The sequence below is a fragment of the Actinomycetota bacterium genome (assembly GCA_012837825.1).
Lineage (GTDB): Bacteria > Actinomycetota > Humimicrobiia > Humimicrobiales > Humimicrobiaceae > Humimicrobium.
This window is the reverse complement of record DUQM01000082.1, coordinates 22,756-40,762: the sequence shown is the minus strand read 5'-3', so window position 1 is coordinate 40,762 and position 18,007 is coordinate 22,756. Positions and strand designations below refer to the sequence as shown.

Genomic DNA, 18,007 nt, shown 5'->3' with positions numbered 1-18,007 from the left:
TTAATCTCTTGTTTTATAAAACCCGGGACAACTGCCGGAAGGAGGATTGTGGAAAGCGAAAAAAAATCAGCTGCTGAGAATTTCGGAAAGATGTTCGGGGAATTCGGCAGCGCAATAGCCGAAATTTTTAATGACCCTGATTTGAAAGCAAAATCCAGGGAATTTGCAGAAAGCGCATCTGAATCAGTAAAAGCATTTGCACAGCGTTTCAAAGACGAAGATGTGCAGAGCAAATTCAGGGAAGTTGGAAAAGCTGCTCAGAATTTTGGGGAAAGTGTATCTGATTATTTTAAATCAGACAAAGAAAAAGAAAATTCTGAAGAAAACAGCAACAGTGAAGAAAAAAAAATCCAAGAACCTGAAGAAGATATAGAAAAAGAAAATAAAGCAGGCCGGAATAAAGATTTCAAGGCTTTTGATGGCAAATTTGATGGTTATTTTGCATTAGGAAAAGCCGGGAGGATTACGGGCTATATTTTTGCAATCATATTTGCAATAGCCTGGATGATATTTATCTTATTCTTTAATAAGTATATTGCATATTATTATTATAACGAGACTGTAAATGGCGCCCAACAGTTAATGATGGTCCCGGTTCTTACCGAAGAATTCAGCATGTGGCTTCCTTTTTTTACTTTAAGCATGCTGGTTTCAATAATCGGAAATCTGGTACTTGTTTTTTTTGAAAGATTCTATCTTCTGAAAATAATATCAATTATAACAGCCGGACTTACATTGTCGGTGACAGCCTGTCTTTTAAGGTTATTTCCTTTTGATTTTTCTCTTATACCGGATATAGCGTTAAAAGGTGTGGCAAGCATGATTACCACTATAGTGCTTATTATTATAATGGCAGGATGCGCTATTGCAGTTATTACCGATTTGGTTAAATTAATTGTTTTCTTTGCAAAGTCCGGTTCTGTAAGTGAATAAATAAATGACCCGTAGTGAATACGGGTCATTTACGCAAGAATCCTGAAAAGCAGGGAATTAAAAGCATTGATTATATCTTTGTCATTCCAGCTTCCGAAATAATATATTTGTCATTATCAGCTTTGTCTGCAAAACCGGCTTCATTTAACTCTCTCAGGCTCACTCTTACTTTAAAGAGAGGCCTTTTAAGTTTTTCCGCAATCTCCTCGGCAGAATAAGGTTCTTTTATCAACTGCAGAAGTTCTTTAGCGGTTGACGTAATTGTTCCGTCTGAATTTACACATGCCATTTATTACCTGCCTTTATTAAAGATCTTTTTTGCAGAAATACCAGTCCTTGCATTCAAAAGCTGAATCTTTTACTCTCTCTTCAGCCATCTCCTGGGTTTTCGGTGGCGGAATGATTACTTTTTCACCCGGTCTCCAGTTTGCAGGTGTTGCAACACTGTTCTTGTCTGATGTCTGTAATGCCTGAACAACTCTCAAAAACTCATCCATGTTTCTGCCGGTTGATGAAGGATAGTAAACCATAGCTCTCAATATCTGTTTGTCATCTATAATGAAAACAGCTCTTGAAGTCTCTGTTGCGCTGTCACCGGGCATAATCATCCCGTATTTTTTTGCAACATCCATACTCAGATCCGCAATAACCGGGAATTCTACTTTTACTCCGAACTTTTCTTCGATATTTCTTACCCATGCTATATGGGAAAATACACTGTCGATGCTCAGGCCCATAAGCTCACAGTTAAGCTCTCTTAATTTCGGATGGATCTGTGCAAATCCTACAAATTCGGTAGTGCACACCGGTGTGAAGTCTGCAGGGTGAGAGAATAGTATAAGCCAGCTGCCCTTAAAATCCTCAAGTTTTATCGTTCCATGTGTTGTTACGGCTTCAAACTGCGGAGCTGGCGATCCGAGTCTGGGAAGTACGTTTACAACATCATTGTTCATTTCATTCATTTTTCCCCCTTTATTTTTTATTTACAAAGATCAGGTTACTATCTTTTCTTCAATCCTTTGACATAAACCACTATGCTTCCTATTACTCCTGTAAAAAATAACAAAGGTGAAAGGAAAGCAGCAATAAAGAAAAACAAGATATCTTTTCTACCCAAAAAAGACTCAGCCACTTCGTGCATGATAATGCTTATGGCAAAGATTATTAAAGAGACTATCGATAGTATAATAAACTTCTTTAACATTTTCTTTAGTTACATAATATAGCATATTTACTATAATAAGAAAAACCAGCTGCTTTTTACATTTATTAACGACATAAATCTAAGCAATGCTGAATTTCATAACTTTTAATAAAAAAAGTTAAAGATTTATTATTTATAAAAAGACACCGGCAGAATGTATAATTATATTGAAATAGCTTTATAATACGATAATAGTGATTTAGTCATATTGAAAAAATGAAAAATAAACTTATTTTAATAGACAGCAATAATATTGCCTACAGAGCATTTTATGCCCTGCCTTCAAGCATAACTACTTCTTCAGGAATTGTCACTAATGCGATATATGGTTTTATCTCCATGGTTCTTAAGATTGCTACGGATTTTGAACCGGACAATATGATCGCTGCTTTTGACAGCAAAGGGCCTACTTTCAGGCATGAACTTTTTGAAGGATACAAAGCCCAGAGAAAAAAAATGCCGGATGAATTGATCAGCCAGATGTCTCTTATAAAAGAAGTGCTTAAATCAATGAAGATTCCTGCTGTCGAGAAGGAAGGTTTTGAAGCTGACGATATCATAGCAGCCATTGCAAGCAGATGCAGGAAATCCTATGAAGAAATAATGATAATTTCCTCAGACAAGGATATGCTGCAGCTGGTAGGCGGCAATATAAAAGTAGTGGCATTAAAAAAAGGAATGACTGATATTGTTGTTTTTGATTCGGCAGCGGTATATGAAAAATTTAATGTCAGACCTGAAGAAATACAGGATTATCTTGCTCTTGCCGGTGACAGCTCCGACAACATTCCCGGCATTCCCGGAATAGGGCCAAAAACAGCGACGCGACTTATCGGGCAGTTTAAAAGTATTGAAAATATTTACAGAAATATAGATAAAATCAAAAACGAAAAACTTGCCGGACTGATTTTAAAAAATAAGTCAGAGGCGGAATTTTCAAAAAGGCTTACAGAGCTTGAGTCGGATATAGATCTGGATATAGAAAGCATTCTTGAGCAGAGAATAAAAGATGCCGATATTTCAGATATACAGAAGTCTTTTTCCATGCTTGAGTTCAAAACTCTTTCAGAAAGAATAAAAAAGATTGCTTTTTTTAAAAACAGCAATAAAGAATATAAAAATTATTTTTCAAATTCAGAACAAAATGAAATTGATTTAAAAAAAGACGGTTTTGATGAAAACGATAATTTTGAATCAGTGAACTGCATAATTCCCAAAAATGCAAAAGATATACAAAGGTTTGCAGCTAAAATAAGCAAAAAGGTATATTTTGGCGTACTGGATCCTTTTAATGAAAAAAATACCGGAAACCGGGAAAGTAAAATACTTGCAGTTTTTAATGGTAAAAATGAAATACTGCTAACGGATTCATCCATATTCGGGAGTAGTGCATGTTTTAATGCGGTTGAAGGAATTTTTAATAACAGAGAAATAATAAAAACCGGATTTGACATTAAATATAATTATAAATGGCTTAAAAGCAATGGCATTGAAATAAACGGTCCTTTAAATGATCTGAAAATATTTTTTCTGCTTCTGAATTCAGAAAAAACCAATGTTGAAATTAAAGAGATATTTGAAGAATATTCAGATATGGATCCTGAAAAGCTGCTGAACAGATTAAGAAATATCTATTTTAAAGACGATGCATTAAATGCAGACCTGAAAGAATCAGAGATCATTTATAAAAGTGAAGAAAAAAATCAGAGCAGCAATCATGAAAACCATCAGATGTCTTTTGCAGTGTGCGGCGATGATGAAAATGAACCACCAGAGGTGCTTTCAGAGAACTATGAAAATGAAAATTTTTCCACATTTTTGGCTGATGATACAGATTATTATAAACAGCAGCTTGCATTCCTGTTCTTTTATGCAGTTCCTGAAAATAACCTTTTAAAGGATCTTGAAAAGCATGAAATGACTGAATTATATAAAAATATTGAAGAACCTCTTATAAAGGTACTGGCAGAGATGGAATACAGAGGTGTTGCAATTGACAGAGATTATCTTAAAGTCCTGATTGTCGAATTTAACAAACAGATTGAAGCAATAACAAAAGAGATATTTGAAGCAAGCGGAGAAGAATTCAATATAAATTCACCCCAGCAATTATCCAGGATATTATATGGGAAACTTAATCTGAAACCAAGAAGAAAAACAAAAACCGGTTTGTCAACTGATGCAGCAACACTGCTCTCGCTGATGGCGGATAATCCTATTATTGAAAAAATACTTGATTACAGGGAAAAAGTTAAATTAAAGAATACTTATATAGATGTTCTTCCAAATATAGCAAGCAAAAAAGACGGAAGAATACATACGACATATAATCAGCTCGGAACAACTACCGGAAGGATAAGCTCAAGTGAACCTAACCTTCAGAATATTCCGGTAAGAACAGATATAGGCAGGCTTATAAGAAAAGCATTTGTTCCGGGAAAAGGATATGACCTGCTTCTTTCTGCGGATTATTCACAAATAGAGCTAAGAGTGCTTGCTCATTTGTCAGGTGATAAAAAGCTGATAGAAGTTTTTTTACGGAATGAAGACATACACAGCTATACAGCAGCCGAGATTTTCAATGTGAAGCTTTCAGATGTAACAGAGGAAATGCGAAGGAGAGCCAAAGCTATTAATTTTGGGATAATTTATGGTATGACGGAATATGGCCTCAAGACCAGATTGTCAATTACCGAGGAAGAAGCAAAAAATTATATAGAACTATATTTTGCCAGATATCCTAAAATAAAGAGCTTTATAAACAGCCTTATTAAGGAAGCTTATGAAAAAGGATATGCAAAAACGCTTTTTGGAAGAAAAAGAAAAATAAACGAACTTTTTAACGCAAATCCCAGAATAAGAAATCTTGGTGAAAGGCTTTCAATAAATACGCCTATCCAGGGAACTGCGGCAGACATAATGAAGCTTGCAACTGTAAAACTTTATAATAATTTAAAAGAATCAGGTACAGATTCAAATATCCTTATGCAGGTGCATGATGAACTTGTTCTGGAACTAAAAACAAAAGATTTGGAAATTGTAAGAAAATCTGTAAAAATAGCGATGGAAGAATGTGTAAGTCTTAAAGTTCCGCTTAAAACAGATATTAAATATGCTGAAAACTGGTACGTTTAGCAGTTTTCAGAGTCAAACAGAAAAATATGTGCCTCAGATAGCTTCAGATAATAAATAAATTCTAAAAATAGTATTATATATTGATTTAAATTTTTTGTCATGCTATATTTTTTGGCACAAATTTAAAATTGGAGGGATTTTTGGCACAATGACAAAAAATATTATTTACAATCAATTAACAGATGAAAATTGCATGATTCAGAATGAAAAGGGGGAGATGGTTCCAAATTATGATATTACCCTTATTAATTTTGATGAAGGCGACATCCTTAGAGGAAAAGTTGTTAAAATCGATAAGGATGAAGTTCTAGTCGATGTTGGCTTTAAGTCAGAAGGAGTTATTCCTGCATCAGAACTATCTATCAGAAACAGTGTTAAACCGGATGAATTCCTGGAACTGGATGATGTTATTGAAATCATGGTTCTTCAAAAAGAAGATCAGGACGGGAGGCTTATTCTTTCAAAGAAAAGAGCTGAAATTGAAAAAAGTTTTGACAGAATTGAGAAGATCTATCAGAATGACGAGATCGTGGAAGGTCAGGTAATAGAGTTTGTCAAGGGAGGTTTGATTCTTGACATCGGCCTCAGAGGATTTTTACCTGCTTCTCTGATTGACATCAAGAAAACAAAAGATCTTTCTTCATATATCGGTGAGAAATACACCTGTAAAATAATCGAAGTAGACAGAAACCGAAATAATGTAGTCCTTTCAAGAAAGGCAATTATTGAAGATGAAAGAAAAGAACAAAGAAAAGAAATCCTTGAGAATATTGAAATAGGACAGATTCGTGACGGAATTATCACAAGCATAGCAGATTTCGGTGCGTTTGTTGATGTAGACGGAATTGACGGTCTGATACATATTTCTGAACTTTCATGGAATCACGTGAAACATCCTTCAGAAGTTGTAAAAATCGGACAGGAAGTCAATGTTGAAATACTTGATATTGATTTTGAAAAACAAAGACTTTCTCTGGGTCTGAAGCAGACACAGAAGGATCCCTGGGTAGACAAAATAAAAGCCTACAAAATAGGTGATATTGTACAGGGCAAGGTGACAAGAATTGTAAAATTCGGTCTTTTTGTTCAGATACAGGAAGATATGGAAGGACTTGTTCACATATCTGAATTAAGCACAGAGCCGGTTAAAAGACCTAGCGATGTAGCCAAAATCGGAGATGAGATAATAGTTAAAATAATTGATATCGATTTTGAAAAAAGAAGAATGGCTTTTTCAATCAGGCAGGTAACCAGTCCTGACGCACCTGCTGAAGAGAATGCTGATGCCGGACAGAGAGAAGATGCTGACGCCATTGAAAAAGATCAGGAACAGCCTGATGACACAGCAGAAACAAAAGAAAAAACTGTCTCCAAGGATGAAACAGTCAATAAGGATGACAATCCTGAGCATGAGAGAGAAAGAGCTATAAAGGAAATTCTGAAACAGATGAAAGATGAAGCCAATCTCGAATAAAAGGTATAAGTAAAAATCTTATAAATATAAATTTAAATAGTATAATATTAATTATCCCTTAATTTTACTGAAGTTAGGGGATAATTATTTTTGTGACAGGCAGACATACCGGATTTTAAAAACCACAAAACATATAATTAAAAATTTTTGTTTAAAGATTTAAAATTAAAATTATCATATCAACAAACGCGATCGGCATGAAAATAATAGGCATAACAGGTAAAACAGGTTCAGGGAAGTCAACTGCAGCGGCTTATCTGAATTCAAAGCTTAAGGATTCCATTATTCTGGATTTGGACGGAATTGCCAAGGATGTATACAGGGAAAATAAAAATGTCGTCGAAAAGCTGAGGTTTTGTTTTGGAAAAGATATTGCAGACCGTGACGATAAAGTTAATTATAAAAAACTAGGCAGCATAGTATTTGCCGACTGTGGCGAAATGGAAAAACTTGATGAGATAATGTTTCCTTTAATTGAAGAAAAGGTAAAAGAATATATTTTAAAAAACAACTCGAAATCAGGCTACATAATAATTGATGCGGCCATTCTTTTTAAAAGCAATATATACAAATACTGTAATAAAATAATACTTGTAAAGTCTGATTTAAAAAACAGAAGAAAACGTCTTAAAAATAAAAATGGCAGTCTTTCAGAATCAGATTTGGAAAACCGTTTAAAAAACCAGAAAATCGGGATCATTGGGAAAAAGATCAATTTCATTATTGAGAATGATTCCAAAAAAGAAGATTTATATGAAAAACTTGAAGAATTAATAGACACCCTGGCCGAATGAATAAGGTTTTCATTAAGGTTTAAGTTAAATGTTTGAAGAATACGGAATAGAAAAAAATTTTAAAATAAGATCAAACTACAAACCCCAGGGAGATCAGCAGCAGGCGATCAACATGCTGGCTGACGGCCTGAGCAAAGGGCTTAAATACCAGACACTTCTTGGTGTAACAGGTTCCGGAAAAACATTTACAATGGCTAATGTCATACAGAAAATACAGATTCCCACGCTCGTTCTTGCTCCTAATAAAACTCTTGCTGCACAGCTTTGCAATGAGTTTAAAGAATTCTTTCCTGAAAACGCGGTTGAATATTTTGTAAGTTATTATGATTATTATCAGCCTGAAGCTTATATCCCAAGCAGAGACATGTATATTGAAAAAGATTCGTCTATAAATGAAGAAATCGAAAAGCTGAGACTTTCAACCACCAATTCACTATTTACAAGAAAGGATGTAGTAGTTGTCTCCAGCGTTTCATGTATTTATAATCTTGGCTCTCCGGAAGAATATGAGAATAAAAGAGTATTTTTAAAGGTTGGCCGGGAATATGCAAGACAGAAGCTTTTAAGAGATCTGATATCCATTAAATATGAAAGAAGCGATTATGAATTCAGCCAGGGAAATATAAGGGTAAGGGGAGACATAATAGAAGTCTTTCCCGCTTATCAGGATTATGCTTTAAGAATACAGCTGTTTGGTGATGAAATAGAAAAAATAATTGAATTTCATCCTGTTTCAGGCGAATTGTCGGGGTTCAGGGAAATGGCTGTCATATCGCCCGCAACACATTTTCTTGCTTCTTCCGAGTGGATTCCAAAAGCAATCAATACGATAAGCAAAGAGCTTGAGGAAAGAGTGGAATTTTTTAAAAGACAGGGAAAACTGGTTGAAGCACAGAGGCTTGAATCAAGAACCAGATATGATATGGAGATGATTGAAGAGCTTGGATTCTGCAGTGGAATTGAAAATTATTCCAGACATATTCTGGGCAAAAAACCCGGAGAGACCCCCAATACTCTTATTGATTTTTTCCCTGAGGATTTTCTTGTAATAATTGATGAATCCCATATCGCCGTACCCCAGATAAGAGGCATGCATGAAGGGGACCGTTCAAGAAAGCAGACACTTGTGGACTATGGTTTCAGACTGCCTTCAGCACTGGACAACAGGCCTCTGAGACTGGAAGAATTTGAAAAAAAGATAAAGAAAGTTATCTTCACTTCAGCAACCCCGGGACCTTATGAAAAAAAGGTAAGTCTCAGTATTTCCGAACAGATAATCAGACCGACAGGTTTGGTAGATCCTGAAGTCATAATAAAGCCTACAGACCGGCAGGTTGATGATCTTATCACTGAAATTTTAAAGAGAGTCGGGAAAAAAGAAAGGGTGCTTGTTACAACACTGACGAAAAAAATGGCTGAAGATCTTACGGAATATCTTGCAGGAAGAAATATCAGGGTAAGATATCTTCATTCAACAATAGATACGATTGAGAGAATAGAAATCCTTACAGGATTGAGAAAAGGAGAATTCGATGTGCTTGTGGGGATAAATCTTTTAAGAGAGGGGCTTGATCTTCCTGAAGTTTCGCTTGTTGCAATTCTTGATGCTGACAAAGAAGGGTTTCTGCGTTCAGAAATGTCTCTTATTCAGACAATAGGAAGAGCAGCCAGAAATGTTAACGGCAAAGTAATAATGTATGCAGACAGCATTACAAATTCAATGAAAAAAGCGCTTGATGAAACAAACAGAAGAAGGCTTCTTCAGATGGAATATAATAAAGCCAATAACATTGTTCCCCAGACTGTAGTAAAAAATATAACGGACATTCTTTATAGCAGCGGCATAATCTCCAAGACCAGAAAACTGAAACAGATTGCAGATTCTGTAAAGGAAAGTAAAAGCGGCTTTAATGAAGACAGACTTGTCGAGATGGATTTAAAAGAAGTTTTTGCTATAATATCTAGTCTTGAGGAGGAGATGAGTCTGGCTGCAAGGGAACTTGAATTTGAAAAAGCTGCAGCCATAAGGGATGAAATAAAACGGATTAAAAAGATACTTAATATTGATATATAGCTTTCCTGTATTGTCTGGCAGGTATCTGCTTTCTTTTCAACTTCTCTCAAATATAAGATTATAATTTTAATTCATATGCAAAAGGAAAAGTTTAATACTGATGAAATCAGAAATAGTAATAAGAGGTGCCAGGGAGCACAATTTAAAAAATATAAATCTTCGCATACCAAGAAATAAATTCATTGTTTTTACCGGAGTGAGCGGTTCAGGAAAATCATCACTTGCTTTTGACACTATTTATGCCGAAGGACAGAGAAGATATATTGAATCTCTGTCATCATATGCAAGACAGTTTCTTGGACAGATGGAAAAACCGGATGTCGATCTTATAGAAGGTCTGTCGCCGGCAGTATCAATTAGTCAGAAAGGTGTTTCAAAGAACCCAAGATCAACAGTAGGGACAATAACCGAGATATATGATTATCTCAGAGTTCTTTACGCAAGGATAGGCCATCCACATTGTCCGGTTTGCGGCAAACCGATATCAAGACAGACTGTTGACCAGATTGTAAACCAGGTGCTTGAAATGCCGCAGGATACAATGTTTATGGTGCTTTCACCTGTGGTCAGGGGAAGAAAAGGAGAATATAGCAGGACTTTTGAAAATATTAAAAAATCCGGATTTTTAAGAGTAAAAATTGATGGAGAAATTACGGAACTTGATGATCTGAACCTTATAAAACTGGAAAAAAATATAAAGCATAATATTGAAATAGTAATAGACCGTCTTAAAATGAAACCGGATATCCGGCAAAGGCTTACTGAAGATATAGAGACAGCCTTAAAAGAAAGTGAGGGCATAGCATATATTGAAAATATGGAAACCGGGGAAATAAGCGTTTATTCTGAAAATTTTTCCTGCATTGACTGCCAGATAAGCTTTGAAGAACTTACTCCGAGAATGTTTTCATTCAATAGTCCCTATGGTGCATGCCCTGACTGTGGAGGACTTGGATTCAGAAAAGAGATCGACCCGTATCTTATAGTCGAGTATCCCGAAAAAAGTATAAATGGAGGTGCAATACCTTTTATCAATATGGGATATTCCAATTATTATTCACAATTATTCAGGGGACTGTCAGAAAATTACGGATTCTCTCTTGACAAGCCTTTTAACAGCCTGGACGAAAAAGCAAAAAGCATCATTTTAAACGGTACAGGCGGAGAAAGAATAAAAATAAGATACAGAAACAGAAGCGGTCTTATTAATAATTATTTTCTGAAGTTTGAAGGTTTGATAAACAATCTCAGAAGAAGATATATGGAAACGGAATCGGAAAATGCCAGGGAGAAAATTGAGGAAATAATGAGAGCAAGGCCCTGCCCGACATGCAATGGCAAAAGGCTCAGACCTGAAAGCTTGTCTGTTACAATATCAGATAAGTCAATTGCAGATTTTTGCAGCATGACTGTTTCAGGTTCGATAAACTGGTTAAAAGATTTAAAACTCAGTGAACAGGAACAGATAATAAGTTCCAGGCTTGTCAAGGAAATAATTGAAAGATTAAAATTTCTTAATGATGTAGGCCTGGGATACCTTACTACGGAAAGATCTTCAGGAACACTGTCAGGCGGAGAGTCTCAGAGAATAAGACTTGCCACACAGATAGGCTCAGGTCTTGTAGGAGTTCTCTATATACTTGATGAGCCGAGCATAGGTCTTCATCAGAAAGATAACGGCAAACTGATAAAAGCTCTTGAACGATTGAAAGAACTCGGCAATACAATCATAGTCATTGAACATGATGAAGAAACAATAAGAAGTGCAGATTATATAGTTGACATAGGTCCCAAAGCCGGAGTCCATGGAGGGGAGATTGTTTTTAGCGGCACATTTGAAAAGTTGGTTGAATGCAGGAAATCACTCACAGGCAGATATCTGTCCGGGGAAAAATTTATTCCGCTGCCTCAGCAAAGAAGGAATGGGAATTCAAAAGAACTCAGACTTTACGGAGCATCAGAACATAATCTTAAAAATATTGATGTAGCTTTTCCGCTTGGAAAGTTTATTGTTGTCACCGGTGTATCAGGATCAGGCAAAAGCACTCTGATAAATGAGACTCTTTATCCGGTACTTTCAAATATTCTTATGAATACAAACTACAGACAGGGAAGATATGATAAAATTGAAGGGACTGAATATCTTGACAAAGTAATTGTCATAGATCAGTCTCCAATCGGAAGAACTCCGAGGTCCAATCCGGCAACCTATACCGGTGTTTTTACCTATATCAGGGAATTATTTTCGATGACGGAAGATGCAAAAATGCGTGGATATAAACCCGGAAGGTTCAGTTTTAATATCAGAGGTGGCAGATGCGAAGCATGTCAGGGCGACGGGGAGATTAAAATAGAAATGCATTTTCTTCCCGATATCTATGTGATGTGCGATGTCTGCAAGGGCAGGAGATATAACAGAGAGACTCTGGAGGTCAGGTATAAAGACAAAACCATATATGATGTGCTTGATATGACAGTTGAGGAAGCGATCAGGTTTTTTGAGAATATACCAAGGATTTCAAACAAATTAAAGTTAATAAATGATGTTGGCCTTGGTTATATCAAACTTGGACAGTCTTCCACTACTTTATCAGGAGGCGAAGCCCAGAGAGTAAAGCTTTCAACTGAATTATCAAAAAAAAGCACAGGGAATACACTTTATCTTCTTGATGAACCTACAACCGGACTGCATTTTGACGATATAAGCAAATTACTTAAGATCCTGAGCAGATTTGTGGATGCCGGCAATACAGTATTGGTAATAGAACATAACCTGGAAGTCATAAAAACTGCCGATTTTATAATAGATCTGGGTCCCGAAGGCGGAGATATGGGAGGCAGCATAGTTGCAACAGGAAGTCCGGAAAGTGTTTCAGAGGTAAAAGAATCATATACGGGGAATTATTTAAAACAGTACTTATCATATGAAAGACACAAAAATAATAAAAAATGACATATTGCAGATATTAAGCCACTTACCCGGAAAATCGGGAGTTTATCTGTTTAAAGATGAAGAAGACAGAATAATATATGTAGGAAAAGCCAAAAATTTAAACAGCAGAGTGAGAAGTTATTTTAAAAGCAGAAAATCACTTAGCCAGACCAATCCGAAAGCATATTATTTTTCTGAAAAGATTAATGGTATTGACTACATAGTAACCGACAGCGAAGTGGAAGCATTTATTCTTGAAATAAATCTGATCAAGAAATACAGGCCGAAATTTAACTCATCTTTCAGGGACGACAAGTCATATCCTTTTATTGCAATAACAGAGGATGATGAGTTTCCACAGTTTTTTATAACCCGGAATAAAAAAATCAAAGGAGCAAGGTATTTCGGTCCATATACAAACGTATCGGACTTAAAAGAAACTGTTGAGTATATCGGCAAACTGTTTAGATTAAGGGATTGTAAAAAAGCAAAGCCCGGCAAGACAGGAAATACTCCATGTCTGAACTATCACATGAAGCTTTGCAGCGGGCCCTGCATAGGCAAAATAAGCAAGGATGAATACAGGGAAAATATAAGGCTTATAATAGCGATTCTTTCCGGCAGGAATGAATCAGTTGTTGCCGGACTTGAAAAACAGATGATGGCCTTTTCGCATTCCCGGGAATTTGAAAAGGCTCTGGAAACAAAAAACAAAATAGATTTTATAAAAGGTCTGAACAATGAACAAAAAATATACATAAATTCGGAGCGTTCATGGGATTTTATAGGATTTTGTCTTTCAGACAGTTTTGCTTCTGCGAATATCTTTATGTACAGGAATGGCGAATTTGCAGGATTTTCCAATTTTATTCTTGAAAGTTTTGAAGATCTCGGCAGGGAAGAAATACTGGCTGATTTCATAGTCAAGTATTATGAGAATATAAGCAATATGCCGTCAAAGATATATATTCCCTTTCCGGCTGAAGGCGAAAAATCAATAATTGAATTTTTTATGAAGACCAAAAATAAAAAGTTAAGCATCAGGATACCGCAGTCCGGCGAGAAGAAAAAAATAATGGACATGGTTTTAAATAATTGCAGACTTTTTGCCGATAAGAAAAAGTTTGAAAAGCAGTCAAACCATGATAAAACATATAATGATCTCATTGAACTTCAGAAAAAACTGACTTTGAGCAATATACCAAGAAGAATAGAATGCTATGATGTTTCAAATCTCAGAGAAAGTTTTGCGGTAGGCGCAATGGTTGTTTTTAAGGACGGGTATCCCTTAAAAAATAATTACAGACATTTTAAAATAAAAACAGTCCGGGGCCAGGACGATTTTGCAATGTTGCAGGAAATCCTTGAACGGAGACTGTCCTATCTGAAAAAATCAAAAATAAGCATTGATGAAAGCTTTTACCAGAGACCCGATCTGATAATTATAGATGGCGGAAAAGGACAGTTGGCGTCAGCCGGGGAGGTGATGGAGAAAAACGGATTTGAGAAATCGATTGATCTGATAAGCATTGCCAAGAAAGAAGAGATAATATTCGGAGATCGTTATCCGGAAGGGATAAAACTAAATAAAGACACAGGCAGCATGAGGCTGGTCATCAGGCTCAGGGATGAAGCGCACAGATTTGCTTTGCAGTATCACAGAAAGATAAGAGACAAGAATATGGTTTTTTCTTTTTTTGATTCTGTAAGAGGGATAGGTGAAAAGAAAAAAACTATATTATATGAAAATTTTAACTCAGTGGACGAGCTGAAAAATCAGGATATAAAAACCTTGCTGAAATTAAAAGGAATAAACTATACTGACGCAAAGAATATATATGATGCTCTTCATAAATAAGGACATATAATTTGATATCTGATAATTTTGATTTAAAATTTATCTGATATTATTATTCTGGTTACATACAGACAGACAGAGATATTATTATTAAATAATTAAAAGCTGAAGAGTCATTATGAAAGAAAAAATTAATATTAAACTGATCATAATCACAGGTCTTTCGGGTGCAGGGAAATCCGAGGCATTAAAATATTTTGAAGATGCAGGCTATTACTGCATCGACAATCTTCCTGCGCGTCTTATACCAAATCTTATGGATTTCTTTTCAGAGAATAATAAAAAAATAGATAAGATAGCGCTCGCAATAGATCTTAGAAGCGGATATTTTTTTGACGAAATATATAATAATCTGGAAAAGATTAAGGAACTTGGCATCAATTACAAGATTATTTTTCTTGAAGCATCAAAAAGTGTTCTTATCAAAAGGTTTTCCCTCACAAGAAGAAAACATCCCCTTGTTCAGGACGGTAATCTTGATCTCGGCATAGAAAAAGAAATTGAAAAGCTCCATAACCTCAGGGAGCTTTCCGACCTGATAATAGATACGACACTTTTATCTCCCAAAGAGCTCAGGATGACGATAACAGATAGTCTTATGAGTTCTTCGGAAAAAAGAAGCCAGATTCAGATTTCCATAATATCTTTCGGGTATAAATTCGGCATACCGCAGAATGTAGACATAATAATGGATGTAAGATTTCTTCCCAATCCATTTTATGATGAAAATTTAAAATATCTTACAGGAGAAGACAAAGAAGTAGTCCATTATGTGCTTAACAGGGAAGAAACAAAAGAATTCCTTATGATATTTGAGAAGATGATGGATTTTCTTATCCCTAATTATATTGAAGAAGGAAAGAGTTATCTGGGAATAGGTATAGGGTGCACGGGTGGCAGACACAGGTCTGTTGTAATTGCCGAAAGAATTTACGAGTATCTGAAAGTACGAAGATATTCGGTAAAATTGCAGCACAGGGATATATTGAAATAAGATTTATACTGTATGTTAAAATATAATAAAAAATATGTTTTTATTTGCAGGAATCTTTATTAAAATACCTTTTTTTAAAGTTACCTGTTTTTTTGAAAAATTCATTATCCTTTAATCTTTTATATAAAATAAAAAAAAATATTTTTTTATTTTATAATTGTTATTAATCTGTTACAATGTTCCAGTTAAACCGATTCAAATATAAATAAAAACCATTTAAATAAGAGGAGGAAAAATGGCAATAAAAGTAGGAATCAATGGTTTTGGCAGAATTGGCCGAATGACATTAAGAGCAATCATGAAATACGATAAAGACAAAGCAATCGATGTGGTTGCCATAAACGATCTTGCAGATGCAAAAACACTTGCTTTTCTTTTAAAGTATGACTCAGTTTATGGTTCTCTTGAAAATGAAATAACAGCAGAAGACGATTTTATTTCCATAGACGGCAAAAAAATACCTGTGACAATGATAAAAGACCCTGCCGAGCTTCCGTGGAAAAGCATGGGAGTGGAAGTATGTGTGGAGGCAACAGGTATTTTCAGGGATAAAGAAAAAGTTCAGAAACATATAGACGCCGGCGCAAAAAAAGTTGTAGTTACTGTTCCAATGAAAGGTAATGGGGCTGATGCTACAATCGTTCTTGGCGTAAATGAGGAAATATACGATAAGTCAAAACACAATATCATATCCAATGCTTCCTGTACAACAAACTGCCTGGCTCCTGTTGCAAAAGTTCTTCAGGACAGTTTCGGGATCAAAAACGGTTTCATGACAACAGTTCATGCATATACAAATGATCAGAAAATAATAGACTTTCCTCACAAGGATCTCAGAAGAGCAAGAGCTGCTGCACTAAATATCATACCTACATCTACCGGAGCAGCAAAGGCTATGGGTCTTGTAGTTCCTGAACTTGCAGGTAAACTTGATGGCATGGCTTTAAGAGTACCGACACCGGTGGGCTCTATTGTGGATCTTGTATGTGAATTTGAAAAAGAAACAACTGTTGAGGAAATAAATGCTGCGGTCAAAGCTGCATCCCAGACTCCCAAGATGAAAGGTATTCTTCAGTACTGTGAAGATCCTATTGTGTCTTCTGATATAGTCGGAAGTCCTTATTCTTCAATATTTGATTCATTAAGCACAATGAAAATAGGCAATCTTTATAAAGTTCTTTCCTGGTACGACAATGAGTGGGGATATTCAGTAAGAGTAGTAGAACTTGTAAAGTATATAGTTAAATAATTAACGGAAATATCTTATTAAAATATTTAGAAGAATAACCGAGGAGAATATCCTCGGTTATTCAGAAAATGAGGCGGAAAATGTTTAATAAAAAAACAATAGAAGATATTGATTTAAAAGATAAAAAAGTAATAGTAAGAGTCGATTACAATGTGCCTCTTGATGCGGATCTGAATGTAAAGGACAATACCAGAATAAAACTTTCACTTCCTACCCTGAATTATCTTATTGCACAGAACTGCAAGATCATTTTAATGGCACATCTCGGAAGGCCAAAAGGAGAAGTGGTTGGCAAATACAGACTTACACCTGCTGCAAAGGAGCTGGAAAAATTAATAGGAAAGCCTGTAAAGAAATTTGATGAGATAGCCAGCAATGCAATCAAGGATTATATAGACAAAACAATGAAGAACGGCGAAATCATTATGCTTGAAAATGTAAGGTTTAATGCCGGCGAGACAAAGAACAATCTTGATTTTGCAAAAGAGCTTTCCGGACTTGCAGATGTTTATGTCAATGATGCTTTCGGCGCTGCGCACAGAGCTCATTCTTCAACTGCAGGAATAGCCCAGTACCTGCCTGCTGTTGCAGGATATCTGCTGAAAACTGAGGTTGAGGAACTTACATCTATTATTGAAAATCCCCGGAAACCTTTTCTTGCTGTTCTCGGCGGCGCAAAAGTTGCAGATAAAATCATGGTAATTAAAAACTTCCTTAATATCGTTGACAGCATTATTGTAGGGGGAGGTATGAGCTATACATTCCTGAAATCAAAAGGTTATGAGATAGGAAAATCAATTCATGCCGAGGACCCTGCCGAGTATGAAGAGCAGATAAAATTTGCGGGAGAAGCGATTCAGGAAGCTCAGAAAAATAATGTCAGCTTCATTACTCCTGTAGACATAGTTGTTGCAAAAATGGATTCAGAAGGCAGTTTTTCTGGCAAAAAAACTGTAAAGGCAGATTCCATTCCTTGTGATTATGAAGGTTTTGACATGGGCGAAGAAACACTTAAACTTTATGAAAAGGAAATTGCTTCTGCCAAAACTATTTTCTGGAATGGTCCGGTAGGCTTCTTTGAGAATGCTGAATTTGAAAACGGCACCAAGAGAGTGGCAAATGCTATTACAAACAGCAATGCAAAAACTATTGTCGGTGGAGGAGATACCCTTTCTGCTTTAAAGAAGTTTGGGCTGACTGACAGGATTTCACATGTGTCAAGCGGCGGTGGAGCTTCAATGGAGCTTTTGGAAGGTAAGTTGCTGCCGGGAGTTGCAGCGCTTTTGGATAAATAACTGACTTTATATACCTGGCTGGAATACCGAGTATCTTTAAAGAAGTTATTCTGGCCAGGTTTTTA

Annotated in this window: 13 protein-coding genes; 10 read left to right on the top strand and 3 right to left on the bottom strand. The window is 35.8% G+C overall.

Annotation, left to right across the window (positions count from 1 at the left end; genetic code table 11):
- The first annotated feature begins 48 nt into the window (after window positions 1-48).
- Window positions 49-933 (top strand): hypothetical protein, encoded by an 885-nt coding sequence (locus GXZ93_06505; GenBank protein HHT79421.1) that lies wholly within the window; start codon window positions 49-51, stop codon window positions 931-933.
- 70 nt (window positions 934-1,003) lie between these two features.
- On the opposite strand, the gene GXZ93_06500 is transcribed toward GXZ93_06505, so the two are convergent.
- From GXZ93_06500 to GXZ93_06490, 3 genes are read right to left on the bottom strand one after another with little or no spacing between them, the layout of a single operon-like run.
- Window positions 1,004-1,222 (bottom strand): hypothetical protein, encoded by a 219-nt coding sequence (locus GXZ93_06500; GenBank protein HHT79420.1) that lies wholly within the window; start codon window positions 1,220-1,222, stop codon window positions 1,004-1,006.
- A 16-nt stretch (window positions 1,223-1,238) separates the two neighbouring features.
- Window positions 1,239-1,895 carry a peroxiredoxin gene (locus tag GXZ93_06495; GenBank protein ID HHT79419.1) on the bottom strand — a complete coding sequence of 219 codons (657 nt, stop codon included), beginning with the start codon at window positions 1,893-1,895 and terminating at the stop codon, window positions 1,239-1,241.
- A 38-nt stretch (window positions 1,896-1,933) separates the two neighbouring features.
- Entirely contained in the window at window positions 1,934-2,137 is a 204-nt protein-coding gene (locus GXZ93_06490) for a hypothetical protein (protein HHT79418.1), read from the bottom strand.
- Window positions 2,138-2,353: 216 nt separating this feature from the next.
- Here GXZ93_06490 and GXZ93_06485 point away from each other — a divergent pair, with 216 nt between their 5' ends.
- The 9 genes from GXZ93_06485 (at window position 2,354) to GXZ93_06445 (ending at window position 17,942) form a co-directional block, all read left to right on the top strand.
- On the top strand, window positions 2,354-5,272 hold the full coding sequence (locus tag GXZ93_06485; GenBank protein ID HHT79417.1) for a DNA polymerase I: 2,919 nt from the start codon (window positions 2,354-2,356) through the stop codon (window positions 5,270-5,272).
- Window positions 5,273-5,420: 148 nt separating this feature from the next.
- Window positions 5,421-6,746, top strand: a complete 1,326-nt coding sequence (gene rpsA / locus GXZ93_06480) for a 30S ribosomal protein S1 (GenBank protein ID HHT79416.1) — start codon at window positions 5,421-5,423, stop codon at window positions 6,744-6,746.
- Between the two features lie 197 nt (window positions 6,747-6,943).
- Window positions 6,944-7,540 carry a dephospho-CoA kinase gene (locus tag GXZ93_06475; protein ID HHT79415.1) on the top strand — a complete coding sequence of 199 codons (597 nt, stop codon included), beginning with the start codon at window positions 6,944-6,946 and terminating at the stop codon, window positions 7,538-7,540.
- 28 nt (window positions 7,541-7,568) lie between these two features.
- The gene (gene uvrB, locus GXZ93_06470; protein HHT79414.1) at window positions 7,569-9,614 is read left to right on the top strand and encodes an excinuclease ABC subunit UvrB; all 2,046 of its coding nucleotides are present in this window, start codon (window positions 7,569-7,571) and stop codon (window positions 9,612-9,614) included.
- 100 nt (window positions 9,615-9,714) lie between these two features.
- Window positions 9,715-12,567 carry an excinuclease ABC subunit UvrA gene (uvrA, locus tag GXZ93_06465; protein HHT79413.1) on the top strand — a complete coding sequence of 951 codons (2,853 nt, stop codon included), beginning with the start codon at window positions 9,715-9,717 and terminating at the stop codon, window positions 12,565-12,567.
- The gene (gene uvrC, locus GXZ93_06460; protein ID HHT79412.1) at window positions 12,539-14,404 is read left to right on the top strand and encodes an excinuclease ABC subunit UvrC; all 1,866 of its coding nucleotides are present in this window, start codon (window positions 12,539-12,541) and stop codon (window positions 14,402-14,404) included. Before uvrA ends, uvrC begins: the two co-directional genes overlap by 29 nt.
- A gap of 136 nt (window positions 14,405-14,540) precedes the next feature.
- Window positions 14,541-15,398 carry an RNase adapter RapZ gene (gene rapZ / locus GXZ93_06455; GenBank protein HHT79411.1) on the top strand — a complete coding sequence of 286 codons (858 nt, stop codon included), beginning with the start codon at window positions 14,541-14,543 and terminating at the stop codon, window positions 15,396-15,398.
- Window positions 15,399-15,633: 235 nt separating this feature from the next.
- Window positions 15,634-16,647, top strand: a complete 1,014-nt coding sequence (gap, locus tag GXZ93_06450) for a type I glyceraldehyde-3-phosphate dehydrogenase (protein HHT79410.1) — start codon at window positions 15,634-15,636, stop codon at window positions 16,645-16,647.
- Window positions 16,648-16,727: 80 nt separating this feature from the next.
- Complete coding sequence (locus GXZ93_06445) at window positions 16,728-17,942, top strand: phosphoglycerate kinase (GenBank protein HHT79409.1); 1,215 nt, start codon at window positions 16,728-16,730, stop codon at window positions 17,940-17,942.
- The last annotated feature ends 65 nt before the right edge of the window (window positions 17,943-18,007 follow it).

Bases quoted from the DNA above. Each gene is read 5' to 3' on its own strand.
- rpsA (HHT79416.1), top strand. From the start codon at position 5,421: ATGACAAAAAATATTATTTACAATCAATTAACAGATGAAAATTGCATG.
- GXZ93_06490 (HHT79418.1), bottom strand. From the start codon at position 2,137: ATGTTAAAGAAGTTTATTATACTATCGATAGTCTCTTTAATAATCTTT.
- GXZ93_06485 (HHT79417.1), top strand. From the start codon at position 2,354: ATGAAAAATAAACTTATTTTAATAGACAGCAATAATATTGCCTACAGA.
- GXZ93_06495 (HHT79419.1), bottom strand. From the start codon at position 1,895: ATGAATGAAATGAACAATGATGTTGTAAACGTACTTCCCAGACTCGGA.
- GXZ93_06500 (HHT79420.1), bottom strand. From the start codon at position 1,222: ATGGCATGTGTAAATTCAGACGGAACAATTACGTCAACCGCTAAAGAA.
- uvrA (HHT79413.1), top strand. From the start codon at position 9,715: ATGAAATCAGAAATAGTAATAAGAGGTGCCAGGGAGCACAATTTAAAA.
- uvrB (HHT79414.1), top strand. From the start codon at position 7,569: ATGTTTGAAGAATACGGAATAGAAAAAAATTTTAAAATAAGATCAAAC.
- gap (HHT79410.1), top strand. From the start codon at position 15,634: ATGGCAATAAAAGTAGGAATCAATGGTTTTGGCAGAATTGGCCGAATG.
- GXZ93_06445 (HHT79409.1), top strand. From the start codon at position 16,728: ATGTTTAATAAAAAAACAATAGAAGATATTGATTTAAAAGATAAAAAA.
- GXZ93_06475 (HHT79415.1), top strand. From the start codon at position 6,944: ATGAAAATAATAGGCATAACAGGTAAAACAGGTTCAGGGAAGTCAACT.
- uvrC (HHT79412.1), top strand. From the start codon at position 12,539: ATGAAAGACACAAAAATAATAAAAAATGACATATTGCAGATATTAAGC.